This is a genomic window from Bacteroides cellulosilyticus DSM 14838 (assembly GCF_000158035.1).
In the GTDB taxonomy this organism is placed as follows: Bacteria; Bacteroidota; Bacteroidia; order Bacteroidales; family Bacteroidaceae; genus Bacteroides; species Bacteroides cellulosilyticus.
Genome location: NZ_EQ973491.1, coordinates 569769 through 585264, shown reverse-complemented (window position 1 = coordinate 585264; position 15496 = coordinate 569769). Strand labels below are relative to the sequence as shown.

General features: G+C 43.8%; 16 protein-coding genes. 10 read left to right on the top strand and 6 right to left on the bottom strand.

Annotated elements, in window-relative coordinates:
• Positions 1-294: 294 nt before the first annotated feature.
• The 3 genes from BACCELL_RS14625 to BACCELL_RS14615 form a co-directional block, all read right to left on the bottom strand.
• Positions 295-1128 (bottom strand): pepsin/retropepsin-like aspartic protease family protein, encoded by an 834-nt coding sequence (locus BACCELL_RS14625; protein ID WP_044153896.1) that lies wholly within the window; start codon positions 1126-1128, stop codon positions 295-297.
• Between the two features lie 2 nt (positions 1129-1130).
• Entirely contained in the window at positions 1131-1511 is a 381-nt protein-coding gene (locus BACCELL_RS14620; protein WP_007212633.1) for a hypothetical protein, read from the bottom strand.
• A gap of 754 nt (positions 1512-2265) precedes the next feature.
• The gene (locus BACCELL_RS14615) at positions 2266-3237 is read right to left on the bottom strand and encodes an AraC family transcriptional regulator (RefSeq protein WP_007212631.1); all 972 of its coding nucleotides are present in this window, start codon (positions 3235-3237) and stop codon (positions 2266-2268) included.
• 70 nt (positions 3238-3307) lie between these two features.
• Here BACCELL_RS14615 and uxuA point away from each other — a divergent pair, with 70 nt between their 5' ends.
• From uxuA to BACCELL_RS14570, 9 genes are all read left to right on the top strand, one after another.
• The gene (uxuA, locus tag BACCELL_RS14610) at positions 3308-4480 is read left to right on the top strand and encodes a mannonate dehydratase (RefSeq protein ID WP_007212630.1); all 1173 of its coding nucleotides are present in this window, start codon (positions 3308-3310) and stop codon (positions 4478-4480) included.
• Positions 4481-4505: 25 nt separating this feature from the next.
• Complete coding sequence (locus BACCELL_RS14605) at positions 4506-5321, top strand: SDR family oxidoreductase (RefSeq protein WP_007212629.1); 816 nt, start codon at positions 4506-4508, stop codon at positions 5319-5321.
• A 124-nt stretch (positions 5322-5445) separates the two neighbouring features.
• Positions 5446-6714 carry a Gfo/Idh/MocA family protein gene (locus tag BACCELL_RS14600; protein ID WP_007212628.1) on the top strand — a complete coding sequence of 423 codons (1269 nt, stop codon included), beginning with the start codon at positions 5446-5448 and terminating at the stop codon, positions 6712-6714.
• A gap of 519 nt (positions 6715-7233) precedes the next feature.
• The gene (locus tag BACCELL_RS14595; RefSeq protein WP_044153894.1) at positions 7234-8631 is read left to right on the top strand and encodes an RtcB family protein; all 1398 of its coding nucleotides are present in this window, start codon (positions 7234-7236) and stop codon (positions 8629-8631) included.
• A 6-nt stretch (positions 8632-8637) separates the two neighbouring features.
• Positions 8638-9255: a peptide chain release factor H gene (gene prfH, locus BACCELL_RS14590; RefSeq protein WP_007212625.1), complete on the top strand. Its 618-nt coding sequence runs from the start codon at positions 8638-8640 to the stop codon at positions 9253-9255.
• A gap of 35 nt (positions 9256-9290) precedes the next feature.
• Positions 9291-9992, top strand: a complete 702-nt coding sequence (locus BACCELL_RS14585) for an RNA ligase family protein (RefSeq protein WP_007212624.1) — start codon at positions 9291-9293, stop codon at positions 9990-9992.
• Between the two features lies 1 nt (position 9993).
• Positions 9994-11100: an AAA family ATPase gene (locus BACCELL_RS14580; protein WP_007212623.1), complete on the top strand. Its 1107-nt coding sequence runs from the start codon at positions 9994-9996 to the stop codon at positions 11098-11100.
• A gap of 122 nt (positions 11101-11222) precedes the next feature.
• Positions 11223-11801 (top strand): Crp/Fnr family transcriptional regulator, encoded by a 579-nt coding sequence (locus BACCELL_RS14575; RefSeq protein ID WP_007212622.1) that lies wholly within the window; start codon positions 11223-11225, stop codon positions 11799-11801.
• 77 nt (positions 11802-11878) lie between these two features.
• Positions 11879-12670 (top strand): DUF4377 domain-containing protein, encoded by a 792-nt coding sequence (locus tag BACCELL_RS14570; protein WP_007212621.1) that lies wholly within the window; start codon positions 11879-11881, stop codon positions 12668-12670.
• Between the two features lie 8 nt (positions 12671-12678).
• On the opposite strand, the gene BACCELL_RS14565 is transcribed toward BACCELL_RS14570, so the two are convergent.
• The 3 genes from BACCELL_RS14565 to BACCELL_RS14555 form a co-directional block, all read right to left on the bottom strand.
• Positions 12679-13083 (bottom strand): HepT-like ribonuclease domain-containing protein, encoded by a 405-nt coding sequence (locus tag BACCELL_RS14565; protein WP_007212620.1) that lies wholly within the window; start codon positions 13081-13083, stop codon positions 12679-12681.
• Positions 13067-13363, bottom strand: coding sequence for a nucleotidyltransferase family protein (locus BACCELL_RS14560; RefSeq protein ID WP_007212619.1), 297 nt, complete (start codon positions 13361-13363; stop codon positions 13067-13069). The genes BACCELL_RS14565 and BACCELL_RS14560 overlap by 17 nt, the downstream gene beginning before the upstream one ends.
• Before the next feature lie 63 nt (positions 13364-13426).
• On the bottom strand, positions 13427-14332 hold the full coding sequence (locus BACCELL_RS14555; RefSeq protein ID WP_044154030.1) for a DUF6268 family outer membrane beta-barrel protein: 906 nt from the start codon (positions 14330-14332) through the stop codon (positions 13427-13429).
• 140 nt (positions 14333-14472) lie between these two features.
• On the opposite strand from BACCELL_RS14555, the gene BACCELL_RS14550 reads away from it, so the two are divergent.
• Complete coding sequence (locus BACCELL_RS14550) at positions 14473-15495, top strand: sensor histidine kinase (RefSeq protein WP_007212617.1); 1023 nt, start codon at positions 14473-14475, stop codon at positions 15493-15495.
• Position 15496: the final 1 nt, after the last annotated feature.

Here is a 15496-nt window from a genome sequence, read left to right as displayed (position 1 = left end):
GGAAAACTTTAGCAAAAGAAAATGATTACCTACATCTGAAACTCATAATCATAAGGTTTATGGAATATATTAATGAATTTCACAAGTAATAGATAGAGTTCACTCATCAATCAATACCCTCATTGGGCAAGCTACCGCATCGTTAGAAGAGAAAAGGAAGCAGCAGGAACGTTTGAACGAACAGAGACTTATAAGAGAAGACAGACAGAAGGACTGATAAGATTTGCCAATTCCAATAACCTATGAATTTCTCTCCGAGCTAAATAGATTGAAATTAATAATTCAAGCTCTCTTTTACAACAATTCAAGTATCTGCTTCTTATAATTAAGTATAAAGGAATGGCCTTGCAAGAATTCGATGTTTAAGAGCCCAATATTGCCATTACCTATTATAAAATCCAACGTATACTCATCCTTTCCTATCTTGAATGTTACATTTCTACATAATTCAGCCGTCTTAATTGATAATTTATTTACGATATTAGCTGTTTCCTTTTGGATTAGCTCAGGTTTTCCTACATATAAACCACGTTGAAGCTTATTGTTTCTACATCCCGTATCAAAAGCAAATCGTGTTTTTTTCCCATTGACTTTACTATCTAAAATGATATAATCTATTGCCACATCAGGATAGTCCTCATGGTTTTTCCATTTATAAATAATTCCTTTCGCTTTATTATTAGAATCGTAGGGTTCAACAATATTCTTTTCCATATCAAATTTCCAAGCTCCTGATCTAAGGATATTAGCCCCGACGATAAATTTTGGTGCATATTTTTGATAATGCCCAGTAAGATCTGCAACTAAGCAATACACTTTATGATATGTCTTTCCACAAAAAAAGATAGAATCTATAAAAGCACTTGAAATCTTATCTTTAGTTTGGTTAACAGGAATTGTTTGTAATTCATCTTCTTTTATTCCGCATGAATCAATAGCAAAAATAGAATCAATTATACATAACGAACAACCCGTATCAATTAGAGAGGGTATTGAGTGCCTTTTTGTCTCATTGAACACCTGTACATCCGTATACATAAACTTATCTTTAAAAATAAGCTTTGATTGTGCTTTAGCAGCAAAACTGACAGCAAGCATTATACATAAGGATAAAAAATATAACTTCATAATTATTTAAAAAATATATCTCTTAAAACATCTCCTATCCACGGTTCTCTCATTTTTTCTCGAAAATAATCATCCTTAAATTTAAAGGCATCTTTATTGTATATTCTTTTAAGATTGTGATTCACACTGTCTCGGTAGTGTAAGATTAGCCGATAATACAATGCAGAGTCATTAATTTCATCTTGTTTTGCAGTTATTGAATCTTTAACAGCAGGTATAGTAGCAAGGGTATCTTGAATTGTACTCGTTACCAACGTGTCTTTTACAAATTTTATATCTAACGTATCTCTATTTAAATTGAAAGATCTATTCGTCTGTGCAAATAAAGCCCCGTTGCTAAGTGCAAGAATTAGTAAGATTGATATTTTAAGTACATCTTTCATACACCGTTTTTTGCAAAGATACAACATTCTAAAAATAGAGGTTACTTTTACCTGAAAAATAGAGGTATATCTGTAAGTTCCAAGTTTTGAGATTTCAATAGAAGCATATCTAAGTCCAACTGTCCTAACAAAGAGTAAATGTTATATATAATGGTAGGAAAAGAATGCAAGAAGCTAAAAAACAAATATGCAAACCGGAAATAATTAGCGAAACACTTGACATCGCCTTCTCAATATCGTATCTTTGTATCATCCTTTTATAGATAATCTTTATTCAACTTTGCATTAAACTACATTTCACGGCATATAGGAACGGAGAAGCAACTGCTTCCCCGTTTTTTTATTCCCTCAACACAGCAGGCTCCGATAGCTCACGGTTATATAAGCGTGGGCTTACACTTATATAAGCGTGAGCCCACACTTGTACAACCGTAATGCCACACTCCGTCGTCTCCAATGCCACACTTCAACAATTTAAACATGTGGCATTCAGCGGACTAAGATGTAGCATAGAGGAGAATAAAGTGTGGCATTTGCCTCGCTAACCACAGGCAAAAAATATCAGAAATTCACAATCACAAGACATTCGAGTCATGACACTCATCTTGGCAGTATTCCCGTTAATAATACATAAATCTGCTATTGACAGAAGGCAACGATTATCTGCCGATCAGTAAACATTATTTTTAATTTGAAGCAAATCACAATAAAGAATGTTTCATTGCGAACAGAATAATTTCAAAAATATTCCCTCTTATTTCATAATATTACTCCTATACTGCGTCGGCGTCAGATTAACCAACTGCTTAAACGTGCGATTGAAATGAGTGATCGAATCGAAGCCGCATTCCACAGCTATCTGCGAAATATCCATTTCTCCCAATGCTAACAACTTACAAGCATATCCCACACGCATTTCCATCACATACTGCAAAAGCGTCTTCCCTGTATTCTCCTTAAAGTAACGACAGAAGGCGCTGGAGTTCATGCTCGCCATTCCGGCAATTTCATTCAATTTGAGGTTACGGGTGTAGTTATTGTTTATAAAGGAAATGATTTTATCAATCCGCTTGCTCCCCAGCGTAGGAAACTTTTCGTAATAATGCAGACTTGCCAGTGTCTTCCTTTGCGGACTGACTGCCAGCTCCTGCAACAAATCCAGCAACCCGCTTATCTGGTGAAAACCACTTAATGAAAGAAAGCCGGAAAGCAACTCCCCTACCCGGGTTGCATCCTGTTTCGGAAAAATGATACCTCTCTTCGATTCCTCCAACAGCATTTTTATTTGCAGAAACTGAGGATAATAATCAAAGGAATATTGCATAAAATTCTGCTCAAACTGAATAATAGTCCCTTGCACACGTGAAGTGACGTTCTCCGAACCATAAATATCATTACTCCGCATGTAATGGGGCAGATTAGTACCGAACAGAATCACATCACCCGCAGAGAACTTCTCAATGCAGTCACCTACAAAGCACAGGCCATGACTCTCCTTCACGTAAATGATTTCATACTGGCTGTGGAAATGCCACGGATAAGTGAAACGATCATAATCGTAATGCCGAGCCTTGATCGGATTCGACTCCGATATAGGCAACTTTTCATTTATAATCGGTCGGCGCATATATTCTGCAAAGTTTAATTCACACACAAAGATAAGGAAAGACAATAGAAATGCTACCGCATACATGCAAAAATCCGCATATATTCTGCAAATATCCATTTATCGCAGCATTATTTTTGCACGTATATTTGCAGTCAATAATCAGTTAAACTATTAATATATAAATGTTATGGAAAAAACCTGGAGATGGTTTGGCAAGAAAGACAAAATCACGCTCGACATGCTGCGGCAAATCGGCGTGGAAGGAATTGTGACTGCCTTGCACGATGTGCCCAATGGTGAAATATGGACCGAAGAGGCTATCAACGATCTGAAAACCTATATCGAGTCGTACGGCTTACGCTGGTCTGTAGTAGAAAGCCTACCTGTTTGCGAGGCGATCAAGTATGCCGGACCGGAACGTGAACAGTTAATAGAAAACTATAAAGTCAGTCTGGCAAACCTGGGCAAGTGCGGTGTGAAAACCGTATGCTATAACTTTATGCCCGTTATCGACTGGATACGCACGGATTTGCAACATCCCTGGGCAGACGGCACTTCGTCACTCTACTTCGACCGTGTTCGCTTCGCTTACTTCGACCTTCGAATCCTCGGACGCGAAGGAGCCGAAAAGGACTACTCCGCCGAAGAACTGGCAAAGGTTGCAGAACTGGACAAGACCATCACCGAAGCAGAAAAGGATGATCTTATCGACACGATCATCGTAAAGACGCAAGGTTTCGTCAACGGAAATATCAAAGAAGGAGATAAGAATCCGGTGAACATCTTCAAAAAGCTGTTGGCCCTCTATAAAGGTATCGACCGTGATATGCTACGCGAAAACATGCGTTATTTCCTCTCCGCCATCATGCCTGTCTGCGAAGAATATGGTGTAAATATGTGTGTGCATCCCGATGATCCTCCGTTCCAGGTATTAGGTTTGCCGCGTATTGTCACCAACGAAGCAGACATCGCCTGGTTCCTGAATGCAGTGGATAACCCGCATAACGGACTGACCTTCTGCGCCGGCTCCCTCAGTGCAGGCGAGCATAACGATACCCGTGAATTGGCAAAGAAATTCGCTAAACGTACTCACTTTGTCCACCTGCGCAGCACGGCCGCCATGCCCGGAGGCAACTTTATAGAGAGCTCGCACCTGACCGGACGCGGACATCTGATTGGCCTCATCCGCATCTTTGAGAAAGAAAATCCAGGACTGCCTATGCGTGTAGACCACGGACGAATGATGCTGGGTGACGAAGACAAAGGATATAACCCCGGATATTCATTCCATGGCCGTATGCTGGCATTGGCACAGGTAGAAGGAATGATGGCAGTGGTGCAAGACCAAATAAACAATTAAAAACTAATAATTAAATAAGGAGATTATGAACGAACAATTCAGTATTGCAGGTAAAGTAGCCGTTATCACCGGTGCAGGTGGCGTATTGGGTGGCAGCATTGCCAAATGTTTCATGGAGCAAGGCGCCAAGGTAGTAGCCGTTGACATCCGTCAGGAACAACTGGACAAACGTGTAGAAGAACTGAAAGCTTACGGTGAAGATGTGATCGGCATCGTAGGTAATGTATTGGACATCGCCAGCCTTGAAAAATTGGCTGATGACATCGTTGCCAAATGGGGACGTATCGACATCCTGCTCAATATTGCCGGTGGCAATATGCCGGGTGCTACGCTGGCTCCCGACCAGAACTTCTTCGACATGGACGTTACCTGCTGGGAGAAAGTGACTAGCCTGAATATGAACGGAACTGTTTATCCTTCTATGGTATTCAGCAAAGTGATGGCTAAGCAAGGTAAAGGTTGTATCGTAAACGTATCTTCCATGGCTGCTTACAGCGCCATCACCCGCGTTCCGGGTTACTCGGCAGCTAAAACAGCCGTTGCTAACTTCACTCAATGGCTGGCAAGCGAACTCGCACTGAAGTACGGAGACGGCATCCGTGTAAATGCTATCGCTCCAGGTTTCTTCATCGGCGACCAGAACCGTGCCGTGCTTATCAATCCTGACGGTTCGCTGACAGACCGCAGCAAGAAAGTTTTAGCCAAAACTCCAATGAAACGTTTTGGAGATATCAACGAACTGAACGGCGCCGTACAATTCCTGTGTAGCGATGCGGCAAGTTTCGTGACAGGTGCATTGCTGCCGATAGATGGCGGATTTAGTGCATTCAGCGGAGTATAATTATCCTTGCTATCCAAAAAAGAATTTTCAATTTTATTCTAAAAAGCTGCTTCTAAGAGGCAGCTTTTTTTATTGAGAATAAATATCTTTGTAGCAATTTCAATTTAACCTATACACTATTTCAATGAAAAACGAACCTCCTACTCATGTCCTGGGCCTGGCTCATCCTCCTATTCCCGTTGTACGCATCGGACTCATAGGCTTAGGCAATCGCGGATTACTCACATTGGAGCGTTATATGCTCATAGAGCACGTAGAGATCAAAGCTTTGTGTGAGATACGCCCCGGAAACCTGGCAAAAGGACAAGCCCTACTGACAAAAGGCGGACATCCCGCTGCAACCGGTTATGCCGGAGAAAACGGCTGGCAACAGATGTGTTGCAACCCTGATATCGACCTCATCATCATATGTACGGACTGGCTGACTCATACCCCTATGGCCACCTACGCCATGGAGCAAGGTAAGCATGTCGCCATCGAAGTGCCCGCCGCCATGACCGTAGCCGAGTGCTGGCAACTGGTAAACACCGCCGAACGTACCCGGCGCCACTGCATCATGCTGGAAAACTGCTGCTATGACGCCTTTGCCTTGACCACGCTGAACATGGCAAGACAAGGCCTGTTCGGTGAAATCATGCATGTGGAAGGTGCTTATATACACGACCTGCGCTCCATGTACTTCAGCGATGAAAACCAAGGCGGTTTCCATAACCACTGGAACAAGGCTTACTGTATGGAACACACCGGAAACCCCTATCCCACTCATGGCTTAGGTCCTGTATGCCAGATCCTAAACATTCACCGAGGCGACCGTTTGAATTACCTTGTATCCATGTCCACCCACCAGGCGGGAATGACAGAATATGCCCGCCGCACTTTCGGCAAAGAATCTCCCGAAGCACAACAGGCTTACCTGTTGGGAGACATGAACACCACCCTCATCCATACCGTCAAGGGAAAGACCATCCAACTGCAATACTGCACCGTTCATCCACGCCCTTACAGCCGTTCGCACACCATCTGCGGCACGCGAGGGTTTGCACAGAAATATCCGGTAGCCACAATCAGCCTGGAAGATGTGCGTAGCGGAGAGGCAGACAGCGCAACTACCGAAGAACTCTTGCAACGCTATCAACATCCTTTTACAGCTACCATCGGCAAAGAAGGAGCCCTCAAAGGTGCCCCGAACGAGATGAACTATATCATGGATTACCGCCTCATCTACTGCCTGCACCACGGGCTTCCCTTGGATATGGACGTCTACGATGCCGCCGAATGGTCGTGCATCACCGAGCTTAGTGAACAATCGGTATTGAATGGTAGTCGCCCGGTAGAAATACCTGACTTCACACGGGGCGCATGGGAGACTTTTCCCTGTGTTGCAAAAAACTAATCTTGTGATACAGGGATCAGTCTAATAATGATACAAAGAAATACCCGCTACTCCCATATCCGACGAATGCCGGGAATGGTGGGATAAAGACGATTGACCTGTTCAGTCCGGACGACCTCACATGGACTTCAAGAATTGATATTATAAAAAGCCCTAAACTGTTTACATCTGCAAAAAAACGTTCTTTTTCCTTGCATACTTTAAAAAGATACATTACTTTTGCCACCGTTAAACACAGTATTCACCCCTTTAAAACTGAAAGAAAGGGACTAATTTATGTTGGAACTATAATATCTCAGCCAGGACTAAGTTGACTCATCGGGATGATGGGGCTTTGCAATTTTCTTGATTAGTCCTACAATCACATTTATAATTTTATTATTATTCACTTCAATGCAGTGGACGGATAGCGTTGTATCTATCATCATCCCTCATGCATTGGATACAAAACGCATATTGCACTGCCCCGTCGCGAGGCGGGCAGCCCATGCCGTATGCGTACACATGAAAAAAGAAAATATGGGAATACGATTAAAAGATTTAAGTAAGCTGGGATATAGAGACAATGTAGCACGCAGTCTGGCAGTAGCCATCGTCGGTAAACATTGCAAGCACCAAAGCAAAGAACAGATTATCAAGACACTGAGTGACGTGCTGGAAAATCCCGATACTTATAAAGAGAATGAGACATGGGGCAAACTGGCCGAACACCTGTCCCCCACCCTCATCGAAAAGAAGTTCACAGCATACGACTTGCTCGACGAGCCGTTGCCCTATAAAACCTATGGCGGCAAGTTCATAGAAACCCTCGCCAAACAGCAGATGAACCTGGCCATGAGGCTCCCCGTCAGCGTAGCCGGCGCACTGATGCCCGATGCACATGCCGGATACGGTCTGCCCATCGGCGGTGTACTCGCCACGGACAATGCCGTCATCCCCTATGTCGTAGGGGTGGATATCGGTTGTCGGATGAGCCTGACGGTGTTCGATGCCAAAGCGGATTATCTGAAAAGATACTCGCATCAGATAAAAGAGGCACTGAAAAACTATACCCACTTCGGCATGGAGGGCGGCCTGACCTTTGCACAGGAGCATGAAGTGACAGAACGGGAAGAATTTCAATTAACCCCTCTTCTAAGGGACTTACGCGGAAAGGCCATCCGTCAGTTGGGCAGTTCCGGTGGTGGAAATCATTTCGTGGAGTTCGGAGAGCTTCTTCTGCAAGGAGAAAATGTGCTGGGACTGCCCGAAGGCAATTATATGGCATTGCTGTCACATTCCGGTTCGCGCGGACTTGGAGCAGCTATTGCCATGCATTACAGCCGGATAGCCCGTGAAGTCTGCAAACTGCCACGTGAAGCGCAACATTTTGCCTGGCTCGACTTGAACTCGGAAGAAGGACAGGAATACTGGATGAGCATGAACCTGGCAGGCGACTATGCCCGTGCCTGTCACGAACAAATCCACCTGAACCTCTCGAAAGCTCTGGGACTGGAGCCAATGGCGAACGTGAACAATCATCACAACTTCGCCTGGAAAGAGGAGATTGCACCCGGACACACCGCCATCGTGCATCGCAAAGGGGCTACTCCTGCACAGGTTGGGCAACCGGGACTTATCCCCGGAAGCATGGCAACTCCCGGTTATCTGGTAGCAGGTCGGGGTGTGGAAGAGTCGTTATGTTCCGCTTCGCACGGTGCCGGACGGGCCATGTCGCGCCAGAAGGCAAAGGAGAGTTTCACCCAGTCGGCCATGAAGAAATTTCTCTCGCAGGCCGGGGTCACACTGATTGGGGGTAGCATCGAAGAGATGCCATTAGCCTACAAGAACATCGACCGGGTGATGCAACCCCAAGAGACATTGGTAGAAGTACAGGGCAAATTCATGCCGCGCATTGTAAGGATGAATAAAGAGTAAGAGGCTATGGAGAAAGTATATATGCAAATAACCTCCGGACGCGGCCCTGCCGAATGTTGTCGCGTAGTGGCGCTGGTGCTGGAAAAGATTCTGAAACAAGCCGTCGCCAAAGGAGTGAAAACAGAAATCGTGGAACGCGAAACGGGACCTCTCAACCGTACCCTGCTCTCAGCCGTCATCTCTCTGCAAGGCGGAGATTATCATGCGTTGATTGAGGACTGGGAAGGCAGCGTGCAGTGGATTGCCCAAAGTCCGTACCGCATTTATCATAAACGGAAGAACTGGTTTGTCGGTGTGCAGACCTTCACGCTCTCCGAAAGCCAAGAGGCTACGGAAGCGGAAATCCGTTATGAGACCTTGCGGGCATCCGGACCGGGCGGTCAGCACGTGAACAAGACGGAGTCTGCCGTCCGTGCCGTCCATATCCCTACCGGAATGAGCGTGGTAGCTTCCGACCAACGCTCGCAATGGCAAAACAAAAAACTGGCTACCGAACGCCTGCTGTTGAAACTGGCATCATGGAGCATAGAACAAGCCATGATTCAGGCACAGGCCAACTGGAGTAATCACAACTGCCTGCAACGTGGCAATCCGGTGAAGGTGATCCAGGAGCCGCTGATTTAAAGTAGATGAATGATTTAAAAAGAAAGGAGTAACTTATGTTATCAGAAAAATATGGTCGCACGTATCATTATCCGTTTTCTCCCGGAACGACCAGTGACGACCGCATCAACCATACGTATTGGGAAGACATTCAACAGATAGAAATCCTGATACACACCGAAAAGCTGGACGGAGAAAATAATTGTCTGAACCGCTACGGTGTATTTGCCCGCTCGCATGCAGCGCCCACCACCTCACCGTGGACCAGGGAGCTGCGCGAGCGTTGGGAACTCATGAAAAATGATTTAGGGAACATCGAGATATTCGGTGAAAACCTGTATGCCATACATTCGATAGAGTATCGCAAACTGGAAACGCACTTCTATGTGTTTGCCGTGCGCTGTCTGGATCAGTGGCTATCATGGGAGGAAGTGAAATTCTATGCCGCTCTGTTCGACTTGCCTACGGTGCCCGAATTACGAGTGGAAACGGTAGAAAGATTGACGCAGGAAGCGTTGCAGCAACAGGTTGTTAGTCTGGCACAAGAACCGGGTGTGTTCGGAACACGCGATCCGCAAACAGGCGCAGATTGTACCCGCGAAGGGGTAGTCACCCGTAATATAGGTGAATATCCTGTAAGTGAATTTGCCCGCAACGTATTCAAGTACGTACGCAAGGGGCATGTGAAGACCGATGAGCACTGGACACGCAACTGGAAGCGTGCCCGCCTCATCTGGGAAATAGGAAAGGAGGAATAAAATGAATTGGAAACTGACAGATAATAAGAATTGGGACTCACTGGAACAACAGTTCCAGTGGGTACAAGATATGAACTTCGTGATGCAGCACCATTTACATCACGAAGAAGGTAGTGTGGCCGTACATACCCGCATGGTACTGGAGACATTGCAGCAACAGCCGGAATATCGGGCTTTGCCTGTACAGGAACAGGAAATATTGTGGGCAGCCGCTTTACTGCATGATGTGGAGAAGCGTTCTACTTCGGTAGATGAAGGAGGAGGTATTATCACTTCCAAAGGACATGCCAGGCGTGGGGAATATACGGCACGCACGATCCTTTACAGGGATATTCCTACTCCATTTCATATCCGGGAGACTATTGCTGCGCTGGTGCGTTATCATGGTTTGCCGGTTTGGATTATGGAGCGGGAGAATCCTGTGAAGAAGCTGTGCGAAGCATCTCTCAGAGTGGATACACGTTTACTGAAAATGCTTGCTGTGGCGGATATTCAGGGACGTATCTGCAAAGATAAATCTGCACTGATGGAGTCTGCCGAGTTGTTCGAAATGCTTTGCCGTGAACAGGATTGCTGGGGAAAGGCACGAAGCTTTGCAACGGATCATGCCCGCTTTCAGTACTTTCATACTGAGGATGGGTATATAGATTACATTCCACATGATAATTTCCGGTGTGAAGTTATCTTATTATCCGGTTTGCCGGGGATGGGGAAAGATCATTATATCCGTACATTGCCGCAGGATATTCCTGTGATAAGCCTCGATGCTATCCGGCGAAAGTACAAAGTCAGCCCTACGGATAAGGCTGCCAATGGCAGGGTGGTACAGGAAGCCAAGGAAGAAGCTCGCAGCTATTTGCGTAAAGAGCAAGGTTTTGTATGGAATGCAACCAATACCTCAAAGCAAATGCGCTCGCAACTGATTGATTTATTCCTCACTTACGGGGCTAAAGTGAAGATTGTTTATATCGAAAAGCCGTATGTGGTATGGAGGAAACAAAATCGTGAACGGGAATTTATGGTTCCGGAAGCGGTACTGGATACAATGTTCGGGAAGCTGGAAGTTCCGCAACTGGGGGAGGCACATGAGGTGGTGTATTCTGTCTGACAGTAGGCATAAGCTACTCTAAAAAGACAATAGAAAAGAAGATAACCTTGCTTTTTTTATAAGACTGATATAGAAACAGATGAATTTCATGTACATTTGTTCAAATAAAAAATAGTACGCTTATGGGAGAATTCAATATATACAATGAAATACTCGATTTTAGCGATTTCATTCATCTGTTTCTTAATAAGGGTAAGAAAATTACCTTAGAAAAGAACGAGTATTTTTGCAGGGCAGAAGAGAATTTCCCTTTTGTAGCTTATCTTGAGAAAGGTGCATTCAGATACACCTGTGATGATTCCGATGGAAAAGAGCATATTTTGTCTTATGCATTTGAGAACGAAATTCTCGGCAATTATTCGCCTTTGCAGAATAATTGTTACGCAATTTCTAATATACAAGCTGTTCAAAGTTCCGTCATATATACACTTTCTATATCTGAGATAAATTCATATTTCAATAGTAGCATGGATGCTCAGTTTCTTGGCAGAAGGATAGCAGAAGTTGTTCTTTTTTCAATGGCACAGAGACTTAAATCTCTATATTGCGATACTCCGGAAGAACGGTATCTATCATTAGTCACCAAATGTCCTGACGTACTAAACAGGATAACACTCAGAGAGATGGCTTCATATTTAATGATTACACCGGAGACCTTGAGCCGGATCAGAAGAAGAATTGTATCGAAAAGAAAATCTTGATTCAAATCAAGGTTCCTATCCTTTATTTTGCCTTACTTTGCAATTAAATAATTTTGTACCTTAATTCGATCAGTATTATGAGAGCAAAAGAAAGACTTGGGATAATGTTATTATTCCTTTACGCATTCTGTTTTATTAGTTGTGACAAGGATGATGACAATGTGGAGAATATTGCGGTCATATCTGTATCACCTGAGTTAGTATGGATGAGAGACCCTCGTGTTCAAGTTATGGAATGTATTATTGAGGGAGATAATGAAAAATTGTATATAGCTCCAGATCAAATAGAAGGTTTTGAATACAATAAGGGATATGATTACAAGTTAAAGGTTAAGGTAACCCCTCTTGAAAATCCCTCCACTGACGGGCCTACAGTCAGGTATGAATTGAGAGAGATTATATTCCAACATAAAGCACCATTTAAGATTCAACTTACGTATGCGGTTGATGCGGAACTCAAAAGTATCATAGAAGATGATTTACGAAATACTTCATCGCACCTTATCGGCAGCGGTTATGTATTTAATGAAGAACTCTTAAAGTGGACACTTGTTGATGCAGATTATACTACACTATTAAGTGGGATGTATCAGAGGGAGAACAATCCTCAAGCAGAACTTCCAGCTTCCTATAAATTATTGCCGCCAAATGAGCAAATCGTTACGCATGTAAAATGGACTTTTATCTTTCTATCGGGTTCTGAACAAATGATACGCCGATACGATGCCATTATCACTCAAATTGCCGGTTCTTCTTTCAATCGCCTTTGGTTTTACGAGGATTTGACCGAGTATTATAAGACAAAATATCCAGATGCCGGAGTTAAAGGTGTTGTGCGCGTACAGCGTCTTAGTTATAACAATCGCTGATTAATATATTATTTCAATTCCTCATCTCTCAAACCGGCATCAATATCAGACAATACCCGCCGTAGATCAGATAAAAGCGGATTAAGACGAGTTTTCACTGTGGCAAAAATCACTTGCGGATCAATTGAAAGATATTCGTGCGAAATGATATTGCGCATACCTATTACCTTCTTCCAAGGTGTTTCGGGATAACAGGCAAAAAGTCTTCCACTTGTGCGTTCATCAACTCTACGAATAGTTTCACCAATGGTTTGTAAACACATACAGGTAGAATTAAATAATACCATGGCCTCCTGAGAAGCAAGAAAGTCATGATAGGTTTCTACCTTTGCAGTAGTCTCAATGGTAAACACCGTTTGGCGTTCAACAAAGCGAAGCATATCTGCCAGTTCTTCTTTAGACGTAAATTGCATCTCGCTCAATATTTTGCCGGAATAGCTGTCGCATATTCTCATGCAGAGTTAATAAATCAACCTTACGTTGAAACAGTTTCTCAAGTTCTTCCCTGACATCTTGCAGAGTGAAGTAATCGATAGCCTTGCGTGGCTTCACGCAAACATCAATATCACTGTCTTCCCGTAGCTCACCACGTGCAGCAGAGCCGAACAAAGCTATCTGCTCTATTCCGTACTTATCACCCGCAGTATGCTTGAACTCGCGTAGGATATTAAGAATTTCTTCTGTAGTTTTCATCAGGTTGCCTCCTATGCTTTCCGTTTACAAGTACAAAGATAACAATGTTTTCGGAAATACAACTTACTGCAATACAATACTTACCGAGAAATACGGTGCTATCTGGAAACAAGGATCATATTCCCTCCCCATCGCCTTAAAGAACGCCGACAAGCTTCTGCCATCATAATAAGCATTGCGTACCGCATTTATCCCCACCGTAACAGGCACAGAAATATGCTTGGAAACCTTGAATTCAGGACGGAAACCTACCACAATGTACTGATGCGTAAAAATCTTATCATCACCATTCAACTCTGTCAAAGCCATCTGCCCACCCATTTCCGTAATGAAACTGATGCTGAACGTTTTGTTCACATTATAGCCAACCGCAAGGTTAGCTCCATCCAAAGCCGAAAAGCTGCAAGTCAGTTTATGCCCATAATTCCAGTTTACGTATAATGCGGGAAACGCCATAGGATAACCGAAAGCATTGTTCAATGCCAAACCCGCACCCAGTTCCAGATTAGGGAGTATACGCCTGACAAAGACCAACCCCGCACTTCCCAATACACTCCGAAAACGTAAATGCGAAAACCGTGTATCATCCGTATACACGCCGACACCGACGCTTGCCATCATCGACCATTTCTCACTCAAAGGCCGCACATGGAAAAGCGACATCTGCAAATTCAGAATCTCGGACAACACAAGAGGCTCTGCAATATTCTTATTATTCAGAGACGCATAATCGCCCGAAAGCCCGATCCCCCATATCGTAGGCTGATTACTTTCGTTCTTTTTCATCGACAAAGGCAGATTGGCACTTCCGTGATAGACCATAGCGGAACCTTTACTGTTACCCACTTTCTGATTGTGTTCATCCCGATAAGCCGATGTACCGAAATACTCTGTTTTAATAGTGATTTGTGCTGTGCTTTCCACAGAAACCAGTAGTAATAAGACTGTTGTAATAGATATCCACTTCATTTTTGTTCCTTCTTTTAATGATTTGTATGCCACAAAGATTGTCAATATCAATGCGAACGAGAAAATCTTTTTGACCAAACCCCGGCCTGCTTATGACGAAACGGATAAGCAGCAACCACTTTATCCCTTATCTTTGCAACATGAAGAAACATCTAACTTTCAAATCGCAACAGCTCTCTACTATCTTCTGGCTACTCATTGCCGGCACTTTCTGGATACAATTCCTCAATATGTCGACCAGTATATGCGAAGCAACGCTTCTCACCATCTGCATAAGCGGCAGTTATATGCTAGTGAACCAATATCTATGCAACCATCTGCTGAAAAAAGCGATACGCACCAAGCAGATGAAGCCTTTCTGGATATTGTTTATAGTACTTTGCATCCCCACAAGTACACTGGTAGCCTCCTACTTCGTCCTCTTCCAGTATCTTGAACAAACAGGTATATTCCCTGTATCCAACATCTTCATAGAGGGAGAAGAGAACCTTCTTTTCAACTCTATCCTCTTGCTACCGGGTACATTGGTTATCAATCTCGCCTTCTGCGGCCTGTGCTTCTATTCAGAAAACCTGCAATTAGAAAAAGAGAAATCTCAATTCCTCTTCCAGACATTACGGCAGCAAATCACCCCTCACTTCATGTTCAATGTGCTGAATCACATCAATATCCTGATGCAGGATAATGTGCCTTTAGCTTCTTCCCTTTTAGAGAAATATTCCGATATCCTGCGCTACCAATTGTATAACGGTCAGAAAGAACTTATCAGCCTGGAACAGGAGATAGAATTCCTGCAAAACTACATAGCGATAGAAAACATTCGCTGGGAAGATAAACTGGCCGTAAGCACCGAATGGGAAGTAGAAGACGGCAACATCGGATTCCCGCCTCTGTTATTACTGACATTCATAGAAAATGCCTTTAAACATGCATCGCACACACCCACGGAGAAAGGACAGGTACAGATACGGTTCAAACAGAATGCCCATCATATCCTTCTTGAAGTCGGCAATACCAGCTCCCCGCATCTGCAACGACCAGGCACCGGACTGGGACTGGCCAATGCAGTCAAACGACTGGACATCCTGTTTCACAAGAAGTACCAGTTGTCCGTCAACCAAACAGATACCTATTATCAAACCTCACTTAGCATTGAAATATAAA

What these genes read in the sequence shown, in the direction of transcription:
- uxuA (WP_007212630.1), top strand. Translation starts at nt 3,308, where the DNA reads ATGGAAAAAACCTGGAGATGGTTTGGCAAGAAAGACAAAATCACGCTC.
- BACCELL_RS14570 (WP_007212621.1), top strand. Translation starts at nt 11,879, where the DNA reads ATGAGAGCAAAAGAAAGACTTGGGATAATGTTATTATTCCTTTACGCA.
- prfH (WP_007212625.1), top strand. Translation starts at nt 8,638, where the DNA reads ATGGAGAAAGTATATATGCAAATAACCTCCGGACGCGGCCCTGCCGAA.
- BACCELL_RS14605 (WP_007212629.1), top strand. Translation starts at nt 4,506, where the DNA reads ATGAACGAACAATTCAGTATTGCAGGTAAAGTAGCCGTTATCACCGGT.
- BACCELL_RS14575 (WP_007212622.1), top strand. Translation starts at nt 11,223, where the DNA reads ATGGGAGAATTCAATATATACAATGAAATACTCGATTTTAGCGATTTC.
- BACCELL_RS14595 (WP_044153894.1), top strand. Translation starts at nt 7,234, where the DNA reads ATGGGAATACGATTAAAAGATTTAAGTAAGCTGGGATATAGAGACAAT.
- BACCELL_RS14555 (WP_044154030.1), bottom strand. Translation starts at nt 14,332, where the DNA reads ATGAAGTGGATATCTATTACAACAGTCTTATTACTACTGGTTTCTGTG.
- BACCELL_RS14550 (WP_007212617.1), top strand. Translation starts at nt 14,473, where the DNA reads ATGAAGAAACATCTAACTTTCAAATCGCAACAGCTCTCTACTATCTTC.
- BACCELL_RS14585 (WP_007212624.1), top strand. Translation starts at nt 9,291, where the DNA reads ATGTTATCAGAAAAATATGGTCGCACGTATCATTATCCGTTTTCTCCC.
- BACCELL_RS14625 (WP_044153896.1), bottom strand. Translation starts at nt 1,128, where the DNA reads ATGAAGTTATATTTTTTATCCTTATGTATAATGCTTGCTGTCAGTTTT.
- BACCELL_RS14580 (WP_007212623.1), top strand. Translation starts at nt 9,994, where the DNA reads ATGAATTGGAAACTGACAGATAATAAGAATTGGGACTCACTGGAACAA.
- BACCELL_RS14600 (WP_007212628.1), top strand. Translation starts at nt 5,446, where the DNA reads ATGAAAAACGAACCTCCTACTCATGTCCTGGGCCTGGCTCATCCTCCT.
- BACCELL_RS14620 (WP_007212633.1), bottom strand. Translation starts at nt 1,511, where the DNA reads ATGAAAGATGTACTTAAAATATCAATCTTACTAATTCTTGCACTTAGC.
- BACCELL_RS14565 (WP_007212620.1), bottom strand. Translation starts at nt 13,083, where the DNA reads ATGCAATTTACGTCTAAAGAAGAACTGGCAGATATGCTTCGCTTTGTT.
- BACCELL_RS14615 (WP_007212631.1), bottom strand. Translation starts at nt 3,237, where the DNA reads ATGGATATTTGCAGAATATATGCGGATTTTTGCATGTATGCGGTAGCA.
- BACCELL_RS14560 (WP_007212619.1), bottom strand. Translation starts at nt 13,363, where the DNA reads ATGAAAACTACAGAAGAAATTCTTAATATCCTACGCGAGTTCAAGCAT.